Origin of the sequence: Paenibacillus sp. 79R4 (genome assembly GCF_013393165.1) — a bacterium.
Taxonomy (GTDB): Bacteria; Bacillota; Bacilli; order Paenibacillales; family Paenibacillaceae; genus Fontibacillus.
Map to the genome: position 1 here is coordinate 128,697 of NZ_QJOT01000004.1, position 18,342 is coordinate 147,038.

The following is an 18,342-nucleotide window of genomic DNA, read 5'->3' on the forward strand; positions in this document are numbered from 1 at the left end:
CTTGCTTATGGATATAAGCGGTACAGCATCCGCGGGAACGGAATCGTCTCACGGACATGCTCGAGTCCGCAAATCCAGGAAACCGTACGTTCCAGACCCAGACCGAAGCCGGAATGTGGTACAGAACCATATTTACGCAAATCCAGATACCATTGATAGGTCTCTGCCGACAAGTTATGCTCCTTGAAGCGCTCTTCCATCAATTCAGGATCATCAATCCGTTGCGATCCCCCGATAATCTCGCCGTAGCCTTCTGGCGCGATCATATCCGCGCACAATACAACTTCAGGACGGTTAGGGTCAGGCTTCATGTAAAATGCCTTGATGACGGCCGGATAATTCGTAATGAACACCGGTTTGTCGTAACGTTCCGCAATGGCGGTCTCGTGGGGCGCCCCGAAATCCTCGCCCCATGGGATATCGAAGTTTTGGGTATGCAAGTATTCGATCGCTTCATCATACGAAATGCGAGGGAACGGCGCCTTGATATTCTCCAGCTTGGAGATGTCGCGATCCAGCGTCTCCAGTTCAGGACGACAGTTCTTCAATACCGATTGCACAATATGAGTAACGAAGTTCTCCTGGACGACAAGACTTTCCTCGTGATCCGTGAATGCCATCTCCGGTTCAATCATCCAGAATTCAATCAAATGACGGCGAGTCTTCGACTTCTCTGCCCGGAATGTCGGCCCAAAGGAATATACCTTACCCAAAGCCATTGCTGCAGCTTCCATATAGAGCTGGCCGCTTTGAGTCAAATAGGCATCCTCATCAAAATATTTTGTATGGAACAGATTCGTTGTCCCTTCCGCCGAGGTCGGAGTCAGGATTGGCGGATCCATTTTTGTAAATCCGTTCGTATTGAAGAACTCCTGGACCGCGCGGATGATCTCTGCCCGGACAACCATAACCGCACGCTGCTTAGGACTGCGCAGCCATAGGTGGCGATGATCCATCAGGAAGTCTACCCCGTGCTCCTTCGGCGTAATGGGATAGTTCTCGGTCAAATGAATAATCTCAATATCCGTTACTGTCATTTCGTAGCCGGATTGGCTGCGGGGCTCTTCACGAATCACTCCGGTCACATACATGGAGGATTCCTGGGTCAAGCTCTTGGCCTTCTCCCATACCTCTTCGCCCACTTCACTCTTCACGACAACGCCCTGGATATATCCGGTACCGTCGCGAAGCTGCAAGAATTGAATTTTGCCGCTGGAACGCTTGTTATTGAGCCAGCTGCCAATGACGACAGTCTCGCCAACATGTTCGCCAACTTGACGAATCACGCTTTTGTTCGCCATGCCCTTATCTCTCCTCTTAATAGGTTGAACACTTACTTTTAAGTAAACTAGTGATTCTCCTGAACAATGCGGTATGTGTCACGCGCGATCATCAATTCCTCGTTGGTCGGGATAACCAATACTTCCACCTTTGAATTTGGCGTAGAAATACGGCGCGGATCGCCGGAGCGTACCTTGTTCAATTCCGGATCAATCTCAACACCGAGGTAAGTCAGGTTCTCACATACCTTCTCTCTGACGACTACAGAGTTTTCCCCTACACCTGCTGTAAATACAATTACATCAACGCCGTTCATCGCTGCGGCATAAGACCCGATATACTTGCGCAGACGGTATTCATACATTTCAAATGCCAATGTTGAATTTGGCTCGCCCTCCGCCATGCCATCCGTAATATCGCGCATATCACTGCTGCTGCCGGAAATCGCCAACAAGCCGCTGTGCTTGTTCAACATGGAGTTAACTTCGCTTAGCGACAGCTCTTCTTTGTTCATAACAAACGTTACGACAGCTGGATCGAGGTCACCGCTGCGAGTTCCCATCATAAGGCCTTCAAGCGGCGTCAAGCCCATAGAAGTGTCCATAGACTTGCCGTCTTTGACAGCTGTTAGGCTCGCGCCGTTGCCGATATGACAAGTGATAATCTTCAGATCTTCGAGCGGACGGTTCAAGTACTCTGCCGCTATCTTGCTTACATAGTCATGAGATGTACCGTGGGCTCCATAACGACGAACCCGATGCTTCTTATATAATACTTTCGGGATCGGGTATAGATATACCTTCTCGTCCATCGTTTGATGGAAAGCTGTATCAAAGGCAACAACCTGAGGAACCCCAGGCATATTTTTCTCCGCTGCGTTAATCCCTAGAATAGCTGGGGGATTATGAAGAGGAGCCAAATCGAACAGACGGCGGATTTCCGATTTCACATCGCCTGTAACAAGCGCAGAGCCTTTGAACGCTTCCCCGCCATGAACGACGCGATGGCCTACGGCTTGAATTTCTTCTACGGAGTTCAGAACACCATGCTCTTTATCAGTCAATTTATCAAGCACCTTACGGATCGCCGTTGTATGCTCGAGGATTTCACTAACTTCAGTAACTTCCTCTTTGCCTGTTGGCTTATGATTCAGAATTGAAGAATCCATGCCAATCCGTTCAACCAGGCCTTTAGCTAATACCGATTCATCGGTCATATCATACAATTGATATTTCAAAGATGAACTACCTGCATTAATTACGAGCAATTTCACACCCGGTCACCATCCTTATCGTATTTGAAAAATCCTTCACCAGTTTTCACACCGAGAGATCCGGCGCGAACCATTTTCTTCAACACGAAGGAAGGGCGATATTTAAGTTCGCCGAATTCACGGAACATGCGCTCAAGAGCAGCCAGGACCGAATCGAGACCAAAGCGGTCGGCCATTTCCAGCGGACCGTATTGGAATTGATAACCGATGCGCATTGCATCATCAATATCCTCAGCCGTAGCTACGCCTTCTCCTAGCACATGCAGCGCTTCATTAATCATCAAGCAGATGATTCGGGAAGTCACGAAGCCAGGGGATTCATAGACCATAATTCCGTGCTTATCAACAACTTCTTCCACGAAGCGTTTTGTCTCTTCGAAGGTGGATTCCGAAGTTTTTAATCCGCGAATAATTTCAACCAGATTTATCTTAGCTACCGGATAGATGAAATGCATACCAATCACGCGTTCCGGATATTTCGTGGAGCCGGCAATTTCAGTCAAGCTGAGTGTGGAAGTATTGCTGGCCAGAATAATATTGCTCGGGCATACCTGATCCAATTGCTTGAATACCTTTTTCTTGGCATCCAAATCCTCCGAAATGGTCTCGATGACCATATCGCAGGTACCGAGTTCGGCAAAATGAGTTACTTTATGAATTTTGGATAAGATCAGTTTCTTCTCCGCCTTGGTGATAGCCCATTTTTCGAGCTGCTTATCAAGGCTCGTCTCAATCATGCCGTAAGCATGGTTCAGCTTGTCGTTCGTTTCTTCAACGAGCAGTACGTCCAGTCCTTTGGCTGCAAGCATCTCGGCAATCCCTTGCCCCATTGTGCCGCCGCCTATGACACCTATCTTTTTGAAATTCATGGTTCTTCCGCTCCATCCTTTCATGATCTTACGTAATATTGTACCCCAGATGTCGAATAATACATCTTTTTATACCCAACATATAATAATATCTTAGCACGAAGAAAAAGTAAAAAAAAATAACCGGCATCAAGTTTTATGCCGGTAAATAACTGATTTCACTAAATTGACATCGGAATTGTTCTCCAGACAGCCGTTCTTCCTTTAAAAGGATTTCCAAGGCATTGTCGAATATCGCCGAGTGGTCGGTTAGAATTTGCTTGGATTTGGCAGCAAGCTCATCCAGTATTCTGGAATTCTCTCTCATGAGCACTTCCTTCGTCACCATATCCATATTCATAATTCCCAAAGAGGTAAGGCCGGAGGTCATCATCGTCTGAACAATGTTCAAGGCCTGCTCAAAGTCATTGCTTGAACCCGTGCTTCGTCCTCCGTAATAGATTTCCTCCGCCGCCGCTCCCGCCAGAGCGACGATAATCTGTCCTTCAAGATAATCTTTGGTATATAAATATTTCTCGTCTTGCGGATTATGCCGAACATAGCCAAGCGCCCGGCCTCGCGGACTTAACACGACTTGATTGACGCTGCCTGGCGAGACAACCTCGGCAGCAACGGCATGCCCAAGCTCGTGCACAGCAACCCGCCGCTTTTCCTCCACGGTTGACTCGCGATCCGTCTTCTCCCCAAGCATGACCTTATCGATCGCTAACGACAGGTGCAGTTGTGTGATCAGGTCCTCGGAATCACGCATCGCATAGATCGCCGCTTCGTTCATCACGCTCTCCAACTGCGCGCCCGAGAAGCCAAATGTCTCCTCAGCCACCTTCTCCAGATCGACATGGTCGGCCAGCGGCTTATTCTGGGCATGGAGCTGAAGAATATGCACCCGTCCTCTTTTGTCAGGCAGATCGACTTGAATATGACGATCAAAGCGGCCCGGGCGCACCAGGGCACTGTCGAGCATCTCTTTGCGGTTGGTAGCCGCCATTAACAGAATACGAGGTGTATCCGAAGTATAGATCCCATCCATCTCCGTCAGCAGTTGGTTCAATGTCTGATCGTATTCACGCTGCTGTCCACCCTCGCGCTTACCGCCGATCACATCAATCTCATCGATAAAGATCACGGCGCTTTCTTTATTTTCCTTCGCGGCACGGGTGCGCGCATCCTTAAATAAATCGCGGATTCGGCTTGCCCCAACCCCGACATACATTTCAACAAATTCACTGCCGGAAGCAGCCACAAATACGGAATTCGTGTATTGAGCAGCGGCTTTGGCCAGCAGCGTCTTCCCGGTTCCTGGCGGCCCTGTAAGCAGGATACCTTTGATGGGCCGAATGCCAAATTTCGTTATTTCCTCATAACGAACCATAAAATCAAGCGCCTCGATCAATTCTTGCTTGGCGCTCTCCTGGCCACCGATCTCTGCGAACGTCAGCTTTGCCGGTCCATCCTTTCTGCGTCTGCGATCTTGTGCCGCGCCTACAGCAATCCCACCGCGCATTTTAGCCAGAACGAACAAACCGCCAACGATCAGGCCGATGAACACTACAGGCAATATATTAACGCCGATAAACGCTAGAAAGATAAGCAGTACGGGAACCACACCAATGATAATTTCCGTTATTCTCTTACGCATTTGGCCATGCCCCCATTCGCTCCGGAACGCGAGGCAGGATTATAAATTTGCTGGCTTTGCCGTCAGTAAGCGTAATATACACATTCTTATCATCCATCTCAGCCTTCGCTGTAATCGATTTATTTTGCTGCTGAAGTTGATCAAGCGCTGCATGAATATCGGTATATTGCTTGTTCTCCATCGCTTGGGCAATCGGGAACAAAACCTTGTTCCATGCTCTGTTCAGATCACGATTCGATTGATCTTTAATCTCAAATGACAACTTACGCTGCCCTACCCATTTCTTGCCATCCTCTTGAATATACTTGACCAGCTCGCCCAGGTCAGTGCCGGGCTTAAGGTCCAGCTTCAAGGCTACTTGCTGCCGGTTTATATTGGATTCGACGTTGTTCACGCCGTCAAATTGCTTCACGGTCTTCTCGAACGGGCTCTCTACCACCCAATGCTGATAAGAATACCAGCCGCCAAACAATAGCAGTGCGGAAACCGCAACACTAGCTGCGATCGTTCCAATTCGCAGTTTCACGAGATGTCCCCCTTCAATATGATATATAAATAGTATATATTTTAATCTATCAAAACAACTGAATTTAGTATATCACATCTTATACAAGAGAAGAAAGCGAAGTGTGAACACTCTTTTAAATCTAAGATATTAAATGTTTCCATATCCCTGGCTACTCTCCTCTTTTATAAAAAAAACAAGCCCTGTTCAAAAGAGAAACAAAGCGTATCATCGCATATTCATGCTGCGATTTCGCTTTTCTTTTGGAACAGGACTTGCTATCTGTCTTACTTCTAACGATTTGGCAATGTGAACATTTCTGATAGAGACTCCCCATTGCTGAAGCTATAGAAACGGTAATAGTAATGTGAGTGATCTTTATAGAACAATTGCCATACATATTGATTGTTATATATACCCGGAGTCAGTCTGACAATATTGATTCCAGGCAGCTGATCTTGAATAATCTTGCGAATCTGCGGCTCGGATACCCCTTCGGACAAGGGCTTCTCTACGGCCGCTTTCCCTTCGGGCAACCAGACCATGACCTCAACGCCATCCGCATTTTTACCTTGAACGACCCAGCACACCTCATCCCAGACCGACTTCCATACCTTGTCCGATTCAACAACCCCGGTCTCTTGTCTGGCCTGTGCAACCGCCGCATTCTCTCCCTGCCATATATCCTCTTGAATATATAAATAAAAGCGGTAAAGGCCAAAGAAGATGATCAGCAGGATCACAATGGAGAGCAGAATCCATTTGGTTCTATTCTTCAACCTTCTCTTCCTTCCCAGTTAGAGTTCGAGTTCCTGCCTTACCGGCCGAGAAGTCCTTCAAAGGCCGTTTGCGCCTCATAATGAATGCGCTCCTCATCCAGCGTCAGACATTGGCCATGACGGACAATCTGCTTGCCATCGACCCATACATGCTCTACATCCTTGGGACCTGCTGAATAGACGATATGAGAGATATAATCAGTCCGCGGCAAGAGGTGAGCCTGGTCGGTATTTACGGCGATCATATCGGCCTTCATTCCGGCTGCCAACTTGCCGGTATTGTCCAGGTAGAGCGATTTTGCCCCATACTCTGTTCCCATGCGTAGAGCTTCAAGGGCAGGTACTGCTGTTGGATCGCCGGATACTCCTTTATGAATCAGAGCAGCCAGTCTGATCTCCTCGAACATGTCGAGATTGTTGTTGCTCGCAGGGCCATCTGTCCCCAGCGACACCGTAACGCCTGCTTTCAGCAGCTCCGGCACCCGTGCTACCCCGCTAGCCAGCTTAAGGTTGCTGCCCGGGTTGTGGGAGATAGCCACCTTATGAGCGGCAAGGATCTCAATCTCCTCGCCGGTCAGGTGTACCGCATGAGCGACCAAAGATGGACGAGAGAAAAAGCCCAGGTTAAGCAGATGTTGAACAGGACGTACACCGTACTGATCCACATTTTGCTGGACCTCCGCTTGTGTCTCGGACATATGCGTGTGTAACGGCAAATCAAGATCATGCGCTGCCTGTACAAACTTCTCAATATAATCCGGCGGGCATGTGTACGGCGCATGCGGCGACATCATTGTTGTAATCCGCCCTTCGGCCTTGCCATGCCAATCGCGAGCGATGCGAATCGCTTCGGCCAGCTTCTGATCCTGTAGTTCAGGTGGGCAGAGGCCGATAACACCGCGCGTTAGAACACCGCGGATACCCGATTCCTCCACGACCTTTCCGACTTGATCCATATGATCATACATATCCAAGAAGGTCGTGGTTCCACCTTTGACCATTTCCAGGACGGATAAAGAAGCACCCCAATAGACATTCTCAGGAGTGAATTTTGCCTCCATCGGCCACATCTTCTGCTCTAGCCATTCTTGAAGAACCATATCGTCTCCATAACCACGCAGCAATGACATCGCCGTATGCCCGTGTGAATTGACGAGGCCCGGCATGAAAAGCAGGCCTTTGCCATCAAAAGTCTCCGCACCTTCTACGCCTTCCGGGCGCTCTTCGCCGATATAAGAGATCGTATCTCCTTCGATCAGCATATACCCGTGGACGATCGGATTTTTCTCGTCCAGCACTGCAAATGTGCCATTCTTAATCAACCATTTACGACTCATCTTCCGGTAATTCCTTTCCGCTCTGCAAATAATAAGCAAGACTAATAAGGTCTGTTGTGAAATCTGCCGCATGGATACGCACGTCAGAAGGAACCTTAATAATTGTAGGCGCAAAGTTGAGGATCGCCCCTATACCTGCGGCAACAAGCTGGTCAGCAACGCGCTGCGCTTCCACATCAGGCACCGTAATAATCCCGATCTGAATATGCTTGTCTCTAACCGTCTGCTCCAACTCCTCGATCGGCTGAATCGTAATATCTTTGATCTTCTTGCCGATCTTGTCCGGGTTGGCGTCAAAAACTGCGATAATCCGCATATTGTCCTTCACATAGGTATTGTAATTGGACAAGGCTTGCCCCAGATTACCGGCTCCGACGAGAGCCACATTAATCTGCTGGTCCAAATTCAGAATTTGCCGTATTTTCTCGATCAAGTATGAGACGTCATACCCGATCCCCTTCCGACCAAAATCGCCGAAATAAGCGAGATCTTTGCGGATTTGAGCTGGATTTAGATCCAGCTTCTGTCCGAGCTCCTGGGAAGAAACCGTCAAGACCTCGCGATGGCTTAATTCATTAAGAAACCGCAAGTATACAGGCAATCTGCGTACAACCGCATCTGAAATTTTTTCTGATTTCATATATTTTCCCCCTACAGGCGCATTTCGAAGAAATTACGACTCTTCGTCATCGTTTAACCACTCCGAGATCCGTGGGACCATCTGCGATAATGTCATATGTTCCATCTTCGGTCCCGGTAAAGAATACAAAAAGTATTTGCCATAATAAGATTCCAAGATGCGTGTATCATATACAACGACAATTCCTCGATCCGCGGAAGAACGGACCAGACGCCCGAAGCCTTGCTTGAAGCGAATGACCGCCTGAGGCACCGACAGCTTCATGAATGGGTTCTTCTTCTCTCTCTGAAGCCGCTCGCTCTTAGCCTCAACCAGCGGATGATTCGGCGGCTGGAACGGCAGGCGAACAATCGCCAGGCTCGTTAACGCTTCCCCAGGAATGTCTACGCCTTCCCAGAAGCTGCTCGTCCCGAGCAGTACCGAAGCTTGCTGCCCTTGAAAACGACGGGTCAGCTTCGTTCTGCTGCCACTATCCATCCCCTGTCCAATAACAATGATGCCTTCATCAGACAGCAGCTCTTTTAACGGGTCATAGACTTGTCGCAGCATCCGATAAGATGTGAAAAGAACAAGCATCCGCCCCTTGGTAGCAATGGCGGTATCGGCTAAAGAACGCACCAGCGTCTGAATAAAATAATTATCGCCTACACTGCCCTTAACGCTCGGGAAGTCCCGCGGTATAAGCACCAAGGCTTGCTCCCGATAATTGAAGGGAGAAGGCAGCATCGCGGTCATCAAGCGGTCTGTATTAGCTGCTTCCTGAAGACCGAGCTGTTCAATCACATATTGAAACGATTTATCAACGGTCAAAGTCGCCGATGTCATCACTACACTCTTCTTCTTGTCGAAGAAATAGGCCTTTAATTGAGCGCTGACATCAATCGGTACGGCAAAGATCTGCAATGAACGATTGCGGTAGTTCCCATTAGCTTCAAGCCAGTATACCGTATTCTCATCCTCCAGCTTCATAAAGAAACGAAGCGTCTCACGTTCATTAGTCAAATCCTTGAGCAGTCCGCTGATATCCGTAATCAGGCTTTCTGCACCGTAATCATCCTGTTCCTCGCGAATTTCGGCTACCATCCGCTCCCCTTTGCGGAGAATATCCCCCAAGGTAATGTAGATCGAGTTCTCTAATGTAGTCAGAGCATCCCAGGCTTTGGGCTTCTTATCGGGTAAAAGTCGGGTTACGAACTGCCCCGGATCTCCAGGGGCGGCATCGGAACGCTCTGGTATTAAAGCGAACAACAATTCGCTCAGTTTGTCCCAATTCTCCTTCACCTCGATCAATGACGGATACATCTCGTCTATGACCGTCATCCATTTCATCGCCGCTTCTGCCCCGGTTTGCTGAAGCATGAAGTGCAAGGATGGAAGCTGCCCCGTCTTGCTGTCTTTGAACAACCGGGTCAAAGTATGGATAACTGTAAAATATTTAAGCTGCAAGCCGAGATGCTTGCCGGCCACATCCTCAAGATGATGGGCTTCATCGATGACCAGACGATCGTAGCCCGGCAGAAGTTGATGTCCGGCTTGAATATCGGTGAACAACTTGGAGTGATTCGTTATGACGACATCGGCTACCCCCGCTTCATGCTTGGCACGGTGATAGAAGCATTTGCGGAACCAAGGGCAGGAACGTCCAAGACATGAATCGGACTCACTGGCCACGGTTTCCCAGAAATCGCCCCCGCGATTTCCCAGATTCAGCTCCTCATCATCCCCGGTTTCCGTCTGAGCGAGCCACACGATCATTTGTGCGGCCGTCATCACCTCTTCTTTTGGGGTTGTGAAATCTCTTCTATTTATTTTATGTTCAAATTTGCGCAAACACAAATAATGCTGCCTTCCCTTGAAGATAGCGGCCTTGAACGGAAATGGCACGACCTCCGTTAACAACGGAAGATCCCGCTCCCGGAGCTGCTCCTGCAAGTTAATGGTATGAGTGCTGATCATGACCTTCTCATCCTGCTTCACACTATGGTAAATGGCAGGCAGGAGGTATCCGAGCGACTTCCCGGTACCTGTACCAGCTTCAATCAAGAGATGCTTGTCCTCGGCAAAGGCCTGCATCACCTGATCCAGCATCATGGTCTGGGCTTCTCGCTCTTCATATTCAGGCAATTTCAGCTGCAGTTGTTCCCGAACCTGCTCCATGAACTGTTCATAGGACACATCTTTGAGCGGATTCACCAGCATATGATCCCGAGCCGGCTCAATATCCATCCAGTCATCAACCTGGAGGGCAAACTGCCGATAATACGTGAACCCGTCCGGATTAACGCCAAGCTCCTTCTGCTGCTTCTCCTGAAGCATCGCATCAAAGAACCAGGCCAGATCGCTGTCCTCGTTGTCGAACAGATCAGACAGCCGCTGCAGCGTCAGCAGAGGCAGCTGCTCGATCTCATCCAGACATTTGAGAAAGATCAGAGCCGTTGCAAGCGCATCGCTATCTGCCTGATGAGGCCGATCATGCTGCACATTGAATTCCTGCGACACCATACCTAGCTGATAGGTGGATAGCGAAGGAAAGAATATTTTCAGAAAGTCCATCGTATCGAGAATGCGTCCGGAAAAAGGCAAATATCCCGTCTTATCGAGAGCGCTCTGTAAATAATTGAAGTCAAAAGCTACATTATGTCCAACCAGAACTGCATCATCGAGTAATGGAACCATCTCCATCATAACCTCGTCCAACCCGGGCGCATCTTTGACATCTTCTTCCGTAATTCCGGTCAAGCCTGTAATAAATGGAGGTATCGGGATTCCCGGATTTACATAAGAGCGATAAACTTGTGAAATTGTCAAATCATGGTCTATAATGGCCAGCCCTGCCTGAATAATCTCATCCGAGGACTGATTGCCTGTAGTTTCAAAATCAAGTACCGCGTATTTCATTTTCTCGTTCCAAAGTCCCTTCCATCCAGTCTCATAAACAGCATAACAGAATATAGCCATTTTGAAAATTAACTGACATTTTAAACAAAAGACAAGAAAACTTTGAACGAGGTCCGTTTAAGGTTCAAAAACAAAGCGATGCCTCGGCATATGTCGAGTGCATCGCTGACAATAAAACGCTGATAAGCTCGGCTCGATTCATTCTGTACGTTACATTAAGGGAGACAGTTCATCTCCAAATTTCAGCTTCCCTGTACTGCTGTCGCAGGCCTGCAGGTTCATCAACGGTTCAGGAAGCGTCGGATCGCTCCGATGAGCGAGAGCGAAGTATTCCTTCGCCTTTGCGCGCTTCCCCCGCTGAGCCTCGATACAGCCTAGCGCATTATAAATAATGGAACGAAGCCGATTGCTGGTCGTCTTCTCCAGCACGGCAATAAAATGTGAAGAAGCTTCGGATAATTGCTGCAAATGCAGATGACACATCGCTAAATAAGTTCGGCCAACCAGACCATCCGGATAATCATGCACCACGTTCTGGAATTGTTCGAGTGCATTTGAGAACATCAGGAGCTTATAATAGCCTTCCCCTTTCTCATAAGCATCGCACTTCATTTCAGGAAGAACAAAGCCTGCAGGCTCAGTTTCACTCCAGCTTTGCCTGACCGCTCCCATCTTCTCTTCAAAATTCAGCCATTCTTCAATAATTTCGTCACTCATGTGCTTGAGGAGATTCCATTTATGCGTGAGTTCCTGCTTCTGTGTTCCTTCGGCCATCGGATAAAATTTTGAGATCTCATCCAACATTTCGTTCATTTCCGCAAACATATGTTGAAACATCATCCGCATCCCACCCCTTAAAAAATGAAATCAGTGCGAGCCTTAAGTTCATTTTTTGTTTCGGGGGGACTTTTCATTCCCGCAGGCATTAATTGCATACCCATACTCAGGAATCAGGCTAAGCGCCGCCGGATTAACGAACGGTTGAATGCAGCTCTTTGGATGCCGTCTCCACGGGTTTATTATCTTCTCCGACAAATACGACCGTCGGCTTGTAGCTCTTGATTTCTTCATCCGACATTTGGGCGTAAGAAATAATAATTACGGTATCCCCTGGCTGAACTAATCTGGCTGCCGCTCCATTAAGGCAAATGACTCCGCTGCCTCTCGGCCCTGGAATGACATAAGTCTCCAGCCTGGCCCCATTGTTATTGTTGACGATTTGCACCTTCTCGTTCTCCAGCAGGTCGGCGGTTTCCATCAAATCTTCATCAATGGTAATACTCCCAATGTAATTCAGATTTGCTTCGGTAACCGTTGCACGGTGAATTTTGGACTTCATCATCGTTCTATACACGGATAGCCTCCCCCTTTCCCGTTAGCAATACATTATCAATCAGTCTTGTCGTGCCGAATTTAACGGCTACAGCGACTAGAATCGCGCCGTGCGCCTTCAGTTCACTGTGGAGGGAGTTCGTCTCCTGAAGCGCAGTTAAGCCTGGAAAGGCGGCGATCTCTACATAATCGATCTCTGCCAAAGGTTCACTGTCAATCTTCTGCAAAAGCTGCTGGCGTGCTTCCAGCACGGTTATCGCTTGATCACTGTATACCTCTTCCTCCAACTGCTTCAAACTGATGGACAGAATTAGTGCTGCCTCGCGTTCCTCAACACTTAGGTATACATTCCGAGAGCTTAATGCCAAACCATCGTGCTCACGAACGATTGGACAGGGAACGATCTCAACCTCGAAATTGAGGTCCTTGACCATTTGTGCGACAACAGCGACCTGCTGGGCGTCCTTCTGACCGAAATAAGCACGGTTTGGCACAACGATATGAAACAGCTTGCTAACCACCGTCGTTACCCCATCAAAATGACCAGGGCGGGTTGCTCCGCATAAGCTCGAGGTCAGCTCCGCAACAGCGACCTTCGTCTTCGTTGGCTGTGGATACATTTCTTCCACACCTGGCATAAATACGGCATCGACGCGCTCGTGTTCAGCCAAGGCCAGATCGCGCTCTGCATCCCGCGGATAACGATCCAGATCCTCATTTGGGCCAAATTGAATCGGATTAACGAAAATGCTCAGTACAACCAAATCGTTCTCCGCTCTTGCTCTCCTCAACAGGCTGGCGTGGCCTTCGTGCAAATACCCCATCGTGGGGACCAGTCCAATTTGTAGTTCCTTGCCATCCCTATCGGCGGTATTTCGCCCGAATTTCAGAAATTCCTTTAGCTCAGATATCGCTGTGAAGACTTTCATGAATGAGTTTCCGCCTTTCCTTTACCATACAGATTATCCAATACTCCCTCTTCAGCGGCAAATACATGCTCCTCTGCAGGGAACTGCCGCATCTTAACCTCTTGCACATAAGCGGAGATGCCCGTGCGGATTTGCTCTCCGATATCTCCGAAGGTTTTAACAAACCGTTTGTTGCGGTAGTTCGAAGTATATTTTAGTACATCGTGATAGACAAGCACCTGACCGTCACATCCGCGGCCAGCACCAATTCCAATAGTAGGAATAGACAACTCGGACGAGATATAAGCTGCGACCTCTTCCGTCACAAGCTCCAGCACGATGCCAAATGCACCTGCTTGCTCCAATGCTCTGGCATCTTCAAGCAGACGCTTCGCATCAGCTTCATCCTTGCCTTGAATCCGGTATCCACCGATTTGATTGACAGATTGCGGCGTAAGTCCGATATGGCCCAGCACCGGAACACCAGCCTGAACGATTCGCTCCACCGTATCGGTGATCTCCGCCCCGCCCTCCATCTTGACGGCTTGGGCATGGCCCTCCTGCATAAGCCGGCTTACCCCGCGCATCGTCTCATCGATGCTTCCGTGATATGTCATAAACGGCATGTCGGTCACGATGAACGTATTCCTGGCTCCCCTCGCCACTGAACGGGAATGGTATACCATATCATCCAGTGTAACGGGAATCGTCGTGTCATAACCCAGCACAACATTGCCAAGCGAATCCCCGACCAAAATAATATCAACCCCGGCTTCTTCAGCGAGCACCGCTGAAGGATAGTCATAAGCCGTGATCATAGAGATCGGGTCGCCCTCCTGCTTCATCCGTTTCATTTTCACAATGTTCAACATTTGTTTTCCAGCCATAATCCTATCTCCTCCTGGTTTGTCGTTTTCGATGCGGTATCTCGAACACAACAAAAAAACCTTTTAGTTACGCACTAAAAAGGTCCGAATCCAAAGAAGAGTCACTTTCGATCGTCCCTTCTGTCTCGGTCCTCTTCGGCTCAGAGCAGAATCCAACGCATACTGACGTTATATTCATTTGTAGAGCTAACACGCACTAATGCTACATGCCCATAGCTTGTGTAACAAGCTATTCGTTGATGAATACTTAAATCTGCTAAATCGCCATGCTATACCGCTCGAAAAGAGTGCAGTTCGATAAACTCGATACCGCCTCCTGCGAACAGTATAACAAATTATTTTTTATCAATAAAGAGGTTAGTTCAACCTCTATATCCTGCCCAACTGAATTTCCCCGGAATAGATCGTTCGCTCCTGCCCATGCTGATCGGTGATTAGCAAAGCGCCTGACGAGTCCAAACCTGTAGCAACCCCGCTGCTCTCTCCCTGCGGTGTTCGGATCTGCACCTGACGACCGATCGTTACGGATAAGGCTTCCCATAAATGACCGATCGGAGCAAAGCCTTCCTCATTATACAAATGGTATAACTGCTCCAGTTCATACAGTATTTCCGCGATCAGAAGAGCACGGTCTTGCTTGCTGTCGCTCTCGATTCGAAGCGAAGTCGCAACGGAGCGAAGCTCTTCCGGTATATCCTCCAACTGCAGATTAACATCGATGCCAATTCCGACGATACAATATTTGAGCAGCTCGTCCTCGCTAATCGATTCAACCAGAATCCCGCACAGCTTCCGGCCTTCAATAAGCAGATCATTGGGCCACTTGATGCCAACGTCAACCCCGCTGATCTTGCGCAAGGCGCGGCATACAGCCACAGCTGTCAATAGCGTAAGCTGAGCTGCAAAGGAGATCGGCTGACGAGGCTTCAGCAATAAACTCATCCAAATCCCCTTGCCGGACGGAGAGTACCACTTCCGCCCTTGCCTTCCCCGCCCTACGGTCTGCTCTTCAGCAATCACCAGCGTTCCTTCGGCTACACCCTGCTCGGCCAAGGCCCTGACTTCATCCTGCGTCGTCTTAACGACATCCATAACATGAATTTGGCGTCCAAATGTTACAGTCTGCAATCTCGACAGTACATCTTCTTTTTGGATTCGTTCTGGTGAATGAACCAGCCGATATCCCTTGCGCGAGACCGCCTCAAATTCATAGCCGTCCTGTCGCAGCTTATTTATCTGCTTCCAGACCGCTGTTCTGCTGATCGACAGGCGCCGGCTTAGCTCTTCGCCTGATATATATTGTCCCGGGTGATCCAGCAGCATTTGCAATAAGCGATTAGATTCCATCTCAATTCACCACGTCTTTCACATGCTTCAGCAAGACTTCACGGTCGTTGACCATTTCGCCCATAGCTACGGACTCCAGCATTTGCTTCATTAACTGTCCAAGCCAGGGTCCTCCCTTGTTACCAGTACACTGTATCACATCACTTCCAGCTATCGCCAGATCACGCAGCTCGTATACGGTCATGCCTTCATGCCACTCTCTGGCTTGATCTAGCAGCCGGTTCAAGATGTCTAGCTCAGCAGGACGCTTCCATTCAGGAACAGGATAGCTGGCTTGGGCAACCTCTTGCAGCAGCGCCTGATGACATTCCAGCCAGTTAACCACCGTCTCGCTGCCATATGCAAGCTCCAACATAATCCAGGCGCGTCTTAATTCCTTTATATCTTGCTGATCCGCCGGAGATAGAGCAAACCGACGATCCAGCCATTGTTCATCGAAGCTGATCAGTTTGGTCGTCCGCTCCACGATCCGGTTAGAAAACGTCCACTGCCGCATCAACCCTTCTGCTTTTTCCGCATGGATATTAAGTCCTCTTAACAGCAAATACAGTCGCTTCACCTGACCGGACACCAACGGATGCTCCATTGCTCTTATATAGCTCTCCCGAAATGGCCCGCGAGCAGAGACCGGATATTTCACTTCATTAATCACACCGCTTCGCTGAATCAGAGCCAGTCCGCGCAATGGACGCGGCCCTTCTATAACCCGCTCGAATTCCGCCCGAATTCGTTCCATGGCGACGAAGGACAACCTGCCTCTTCCGGCTATAAGGGCTCTCCATAAGCTCTTTACTGGCCTGAAACCAAATACAGAGGCAAAGCGAATCGCCCTCATCATTCGTAAAGCGTCCTCTTCGAATCGCTCCCCTGCCTGACCCACACAGCGAATCAAGCCAGCCGCGACATCCTCCCGTCCGCCAAATGGATCAATCAGTCGCCCATCCAGGCCAGACGCCATTGCATTCATCGTGAAATCGCGTCTTTGCAAATCTTCTATGATCGCATCGACAAATTCGACCCGAGAAGGCCGACGATGATCCTCATATTCCGATTCTTTGCGGAAGGTTGTTACTTCAAATGAATAATCGCCCATGAGCACCATCACAGTTCCATGCTGGATCCCCGTTGGCACCGTACGGTCAAAGAGTTCGATAACCTGCTCCGGTCTAGCCGAAGTAGCGATATCCATATCATGAACCTCGCGGCCCATTATTTCGTCACGTACGCATCCTCCAACAAAATAGGCTTCAAAATTATGCGCGACCAGTGTTTGTAACACCGCTTCCCCCTGACGATACATCAGGGGGTCTACCTGTTTCCATGATTCCATTCTATTATAAGCCTCCATGCTAATTAATCGATGAGAGGTTGTTCAAAAAGTCCGCTTTCGATAAGAAAACCGATCGGAGTCAATTCAAAAATGAAAACCGCGATTCAAAGCATTACCCGGCATCATCCAATGGACAAGCCGCAGAGATGATCAGCTCACCGATGTAAGGCCAGGCACTTCGCGATTCAGCACACGATAATAAATAGCTTCATAAATAGCGGTAATGCGGTCGCTGCTGAAATCATTTTTCGCGCGATCCAGGCAAGCCTGCTTCATCTGCTCCGCCAGCTTGGCATCGGAGAGCAGCGAGACACAATATTCGGCCATTTGCTCCGTGTCGCCAATAGGGGCGAGGAATCCGCTTTCTCCATGCGTAACAAGTTCAGGGATCCCCCCGGCTACCGATCCGACTGTAGGCACACCGCAGGCCATCGCCTCCAAGGCGACGAGCCCAAAGCTCTCCTTCTCCGATGGCAGCAGCAAAACATCAGCCATCGAGATAACCTGAGCGATATCATCCTGTTTGCCAAGAAAGTGCACCTTGTCACTAAGGCCCATCTCCTTGATCTTGCATTGAATCTTCGGCAAGTCAGGACCTTCGCCGACAAGCAGCAGCTTGGCAGGGATCTTTCTGGTGACCTTCTCGAAGATATCGATTACATCGCTGACCCGCTTGACGGGACGGAAGTTGGAAATATGCATGAGCACTTTCTCTTCAGGAGCGGCAAAGTCATCGCGGCACTCCAGACAAGGTCTAGGATAATACACGCGTTCATCTACGAAATTGTACGCCAAATCGATATCTCTTGTGATATCAAGAACCTCGCGGGTCTCCTTGATTAAATCCCGCGATACGGAAGTAACTGCATCGCTCTCATTAATAGCAAGTCGGATCAGATCCTTAAGCGATTCATCTTGAGCGAGCACAGTGATATCCGTTCCATGCAGCGTCGTAACTACCTTCAATTGCTCCCCAACCATCTGTTTGGCCAGAAAGGCGCACACGGCATGCGGCATTGCATAGTGTACATGCAATATATCAAGATTCTCCGTCTTGGCAACCTGGGCCATCTTCGTAGCCAGGGACAGATCGTAAGGCGGGTAGCGGAACACATAATAGTCGCTGACTTCGATCTCATGATAAATAATGTTCTTATGGAAACTTCCCAGTCTGAAAGGTACTCCGTGACAAATGAAATGAACTTCATGTCCCTTCTCTGCCAAAAGTTTACCGAGTTCGGTCGCAACAACCCCCGAACCTCCCAGTGAAGGATAACATGTAATACCAATTTTTAGATGCTGGTTCATTGGCGGGGG

At 48.9% G+C, this 18,342-nt stretch carries 16 protein-coding genes; all 16 read right to left on the reverse strand.

Features of this window, described 5'->3' with window-relative positions:
• Positions 1–5: 5 nt before the first annotated feature.
• Entirely contained in the window at positions 6–1,301 is a 1,296-nt protein-coding gene (gene asnS, locus DMN77_RS06465; RefSeq protein ID WP_179014076.1) for an asparagine--tRNA ligase, read from the reverse strand.
• Between the two features lie 47 nt (positions 1,302–1,348).
• A complete protein-coding gene (locus tag DMN77_RS06470) occupies positions 1,349–2,554 on the reverse strand; it encodes an acetate/propionate family kinase (RefSeq protein ID WP_068781698.1) in 1,206 nt (401 codons plus the stop codon).
• Positions 2,551–3,423: a 3-hydroxyacyl-CoA dehydrogenase family protein gene (locus DMN77_RS06475; protein WP_068781699.1), complete on the reverse strand. Its 873-nt coding sequence runs from the start codon at positions 3,421–3,423 to the stop codon at positions 2,551–2,553. The genes DMN77_RS06470 and DMN77_RS06475 overlap by 4 nt, the downstream gene beginning before the upstream one ends.
• Positions 3,424–3,559: 136 nt before the next feature.
• Positions 3,560–5,062 (reverse strand): AAA family ATPase, encoded by a 1,503-nt coding sequence (locus DMN77_RS06480; RefSeq protein WP_068781700.1) that lies wholly within the window; start codon positions 5,060–5,062, stop codon positions 3,560–3,562.
• Entirely contained in the window at positions 5,055–5,588 is a 534-nt protein-coding gene (locus DMN77_RS06485) for a hypothetical protein (protein WP_179014078.1), read from the reverse strand. The genes DMN77_RS06480 and DMN77_RS06485 overlap by 8 nt, the downstream gene beginning before the upstream one ends.
• Before the next feature lie 272 nt (positions 5,589–5,860).
• Positions 5,861–6,346: a cell wall elongation regulator TseB-like domain-containing protein gene (locus tag DMN77_RS06490; RefSeq protein ID WP_179014080.1), complete on the reverse strand. Its 486-nt coding sequence runs from the start codon at positions 6,344–6,346 to the stop codon at positions 5,861–5,863.
• A 38-nt stretch (positions 6,347–6,384) separates the two neighbouring features.
• Positions 6,385–7,683, reverse strand: coding sequence for an amidohydrolase (locus DMN77_RS06495; protein ID WP_179014082.1), 1,299 nt, complete (start codon positions 7,681–7,683; stop codon positions 6,385–6,387).
• Positions 7,673–8,323 carry a redox-sensing transcriptional repressor Rex gene (locus DMN77_RS06500; protein WP_068781704.1) on the reverse strand — a complete coding sequence of 217 codons (651 nt, stop codon included), beginning with the start codon at positions 8,321–8,323 and terminating at the stop codon, positions 7,673–7,675. The genes DMN77_RS06495 and DMN77_RS06500 overlap by 11 nt, the downstream gene beginning before the upstream one ends.
• Before the next feature lie 33 nt (positions 8,324–8,356).
• Positions 8,357–11,221: an ATP-dependent DNA helicase DinG gene (gene dinG, locus DMN77_RS06505; protein WP_179014083.1), complete on the reverse strand. Its 2,865-nt coding sequence runs from the start codon at positions 11,219–11,221 to the stop codon at positions 8,357–8,359.
• 210 nt (positions 11,222–11,431) lie between these two features.
• On the reverse strand, positions 11,432–12,061 hold the full coding sequence (locus DMN77_RS06510; RefSeq protein ID WP_068781706.1) for a tetratricopeptide repeat protein: 630 nt from the start codon (positions 12,059–12,061) through the stop codon (positions 11,432–11,434).
• A gap of 130 nt (positions 12,062–12,191) precedes the next feature.
• Positions 12,192–12,575, reverse strand: a complete 384-nt coding sequence (gene panD / locus DMN77_RS06515; RefSeq protein WP_068781707.1) for an aspartate 1-decarboxylase — start codon at positions 12,573–12,575, stop codon at positions 12,192–12,194.
• Positions 12,568–13,482 (reverse strand): pantoate--beta-alanine ligase, encoded by a 915-nt coding sequence (panC, locus tag DMN77_RS06520; protein WP_179014085.1) that lies wholly within the window; start codon positions 13,480–13,482, stop codon positions 12,568–12,570. Before panC ends, panD begins: the two co-directional genes overlap by 8 nt.
• On the reverse strand, positions 13,479–14,348 hold the full coding sequence (gene panB, locus DMN77_RS06525) for a 3-methyl-2-oxobutanoate hydroxymethyltransferase (protein ID WP_179014086.1): 870 nt from the start codon (positions 14,346–14,348) through the stop codon (positions 13,479–13,481). Before panB ends, panC begins: the two co-directional genes overlap by 4 nt.
• A gap of 369 nt (positions 14,349–14,717) precedes the next feature.
• Positions 14,718–15,695, reverse strand: coding sequence for a biotin--[acetyl-CoA-carboxylase] ligase (locus tag DMN77_RS06530; RefSeq protein ID WP_179014088.1), 978 nt, complete (start codon positions 15,693–15,695; stop codon positions 14,718–14,720).
• A gap of 1 nt (position 15,696) precedes the next feature.
• Positions 15,697–17,025, reverse strand: coding sequence for a CCA tRNA nucleotidyltransferase (locus tag DMN77_RS06535; protein ID WP_179014090.1), 1,329 nt, complete (start codon positions 17,023–17,025; stop codon positions 15,697–15,699).
• Between the two features lie 150 nt (positions 17,026–17,175).
• Positions 17,176–18,333: an N-acetyl-alpha-D-glucosaminyl L-malate synthase BshA gene (gene bshA / locus DMN77_RS06540; protein ID WP_179014092.1), complete on the reverse strand. Its 1,158-nt coding sequence runs from the start codon at positions 18,331–18,333 to the stop codon at positions 17,176–17,178.
• Between the last annotated feature and the right edge of the window lie 9 nt (positions 18,334–18,342).

What these genes read in the sequence shown, in the direction of transcription:
- DMN77_RS06495 (WP_179014082.1), bottom strand. Translation starts at nt 7,683, where the DNA reads ATGAGTCGTAAATGGTTGATTAAGAATGGCACATTTGCAGTGCTGGAC.
- DMN77_RS06500 (WP_068781704.1), bottom strand. Translation starts at nt 8,323, where the DNA reads ATGAAATCAGAAAAAATTTCAGATGCGGTTGTACGCAGATTGCCTGTA.
- dinG (WP_179014083.1), bottom strand. Translation starts at nt 11,221, where the DNA reads ATGAAATACGCGGTACTTGATTTTGAAACTACAGGCAATCAGTCCTCG.
- asnS (WP_179014076.1), bottom strand. Translation starts at nt 1,301, where the DNA reads ATGGCGAACAAAAGCGTGATTCGTCAAGTTGGCGAACATGTTGGCGAG.
- DMN77_RS06475 (WP_068781699.1), bottom strand. Translation starts at nt 3,423, where the DNA reads ATGAATTTCAAAAAGATAGGTGTCATAGGCGGCGGCACAATGGGGCAA.
- DMN77_RS06480 (WP_068781700.1), bottom strand. Translation starts at nt 5,062, where the DNA reads ATGCGTAAGAGAATAACGGAAATTATCATTGGTGTGGTTCCCGTACTG.
- bshA (WP_179014092.1), bottom strand. Translation starts at nt 18,333, where the DNA reads ATGAACCAGCATCTAAAAATTGGTATTACATGTTATCCTTCACTGGGA.
- DMN77_RS06510 (WP_068781706.1), bottom strand. Translation starts at nt 12,061, where the DNA reads ATGATGTTTCAACATATGTTTGCGGAAATGAACGAAATGTTGGATGAG.
- DMN77_RS06535 (WP_179014090.1), bottom strand. Translation starts at nt 17,025, where the DNA reads ATGGAATCATGGAAACAGGTAGACCCCCTGATGTATCGTCAGGGGGAA.
- DMN77_RS06530 (WP_179014088.1), bottom strand. Translation starts at nt 15,695, where the DNA reads ATGGAATCTAATCGCTTATTGCAAATGCTGCTGGATCACCCGGGACAA.
- panC (WP_179014085.1), bottom strand. Translation starts at nt 13,482, where the DNA reads ATGAAAGTCTTCACAGCGATATCTGAGCTAAAGGAATTTCTGAAATTC.
- panB (WP_179014086.1), bottom strand. Translation starts at nt 14,348, where the DNA reads ATGGCTGGAAAACAAATGTTGAACATTGTGAAAATGAAACGGATGAAG.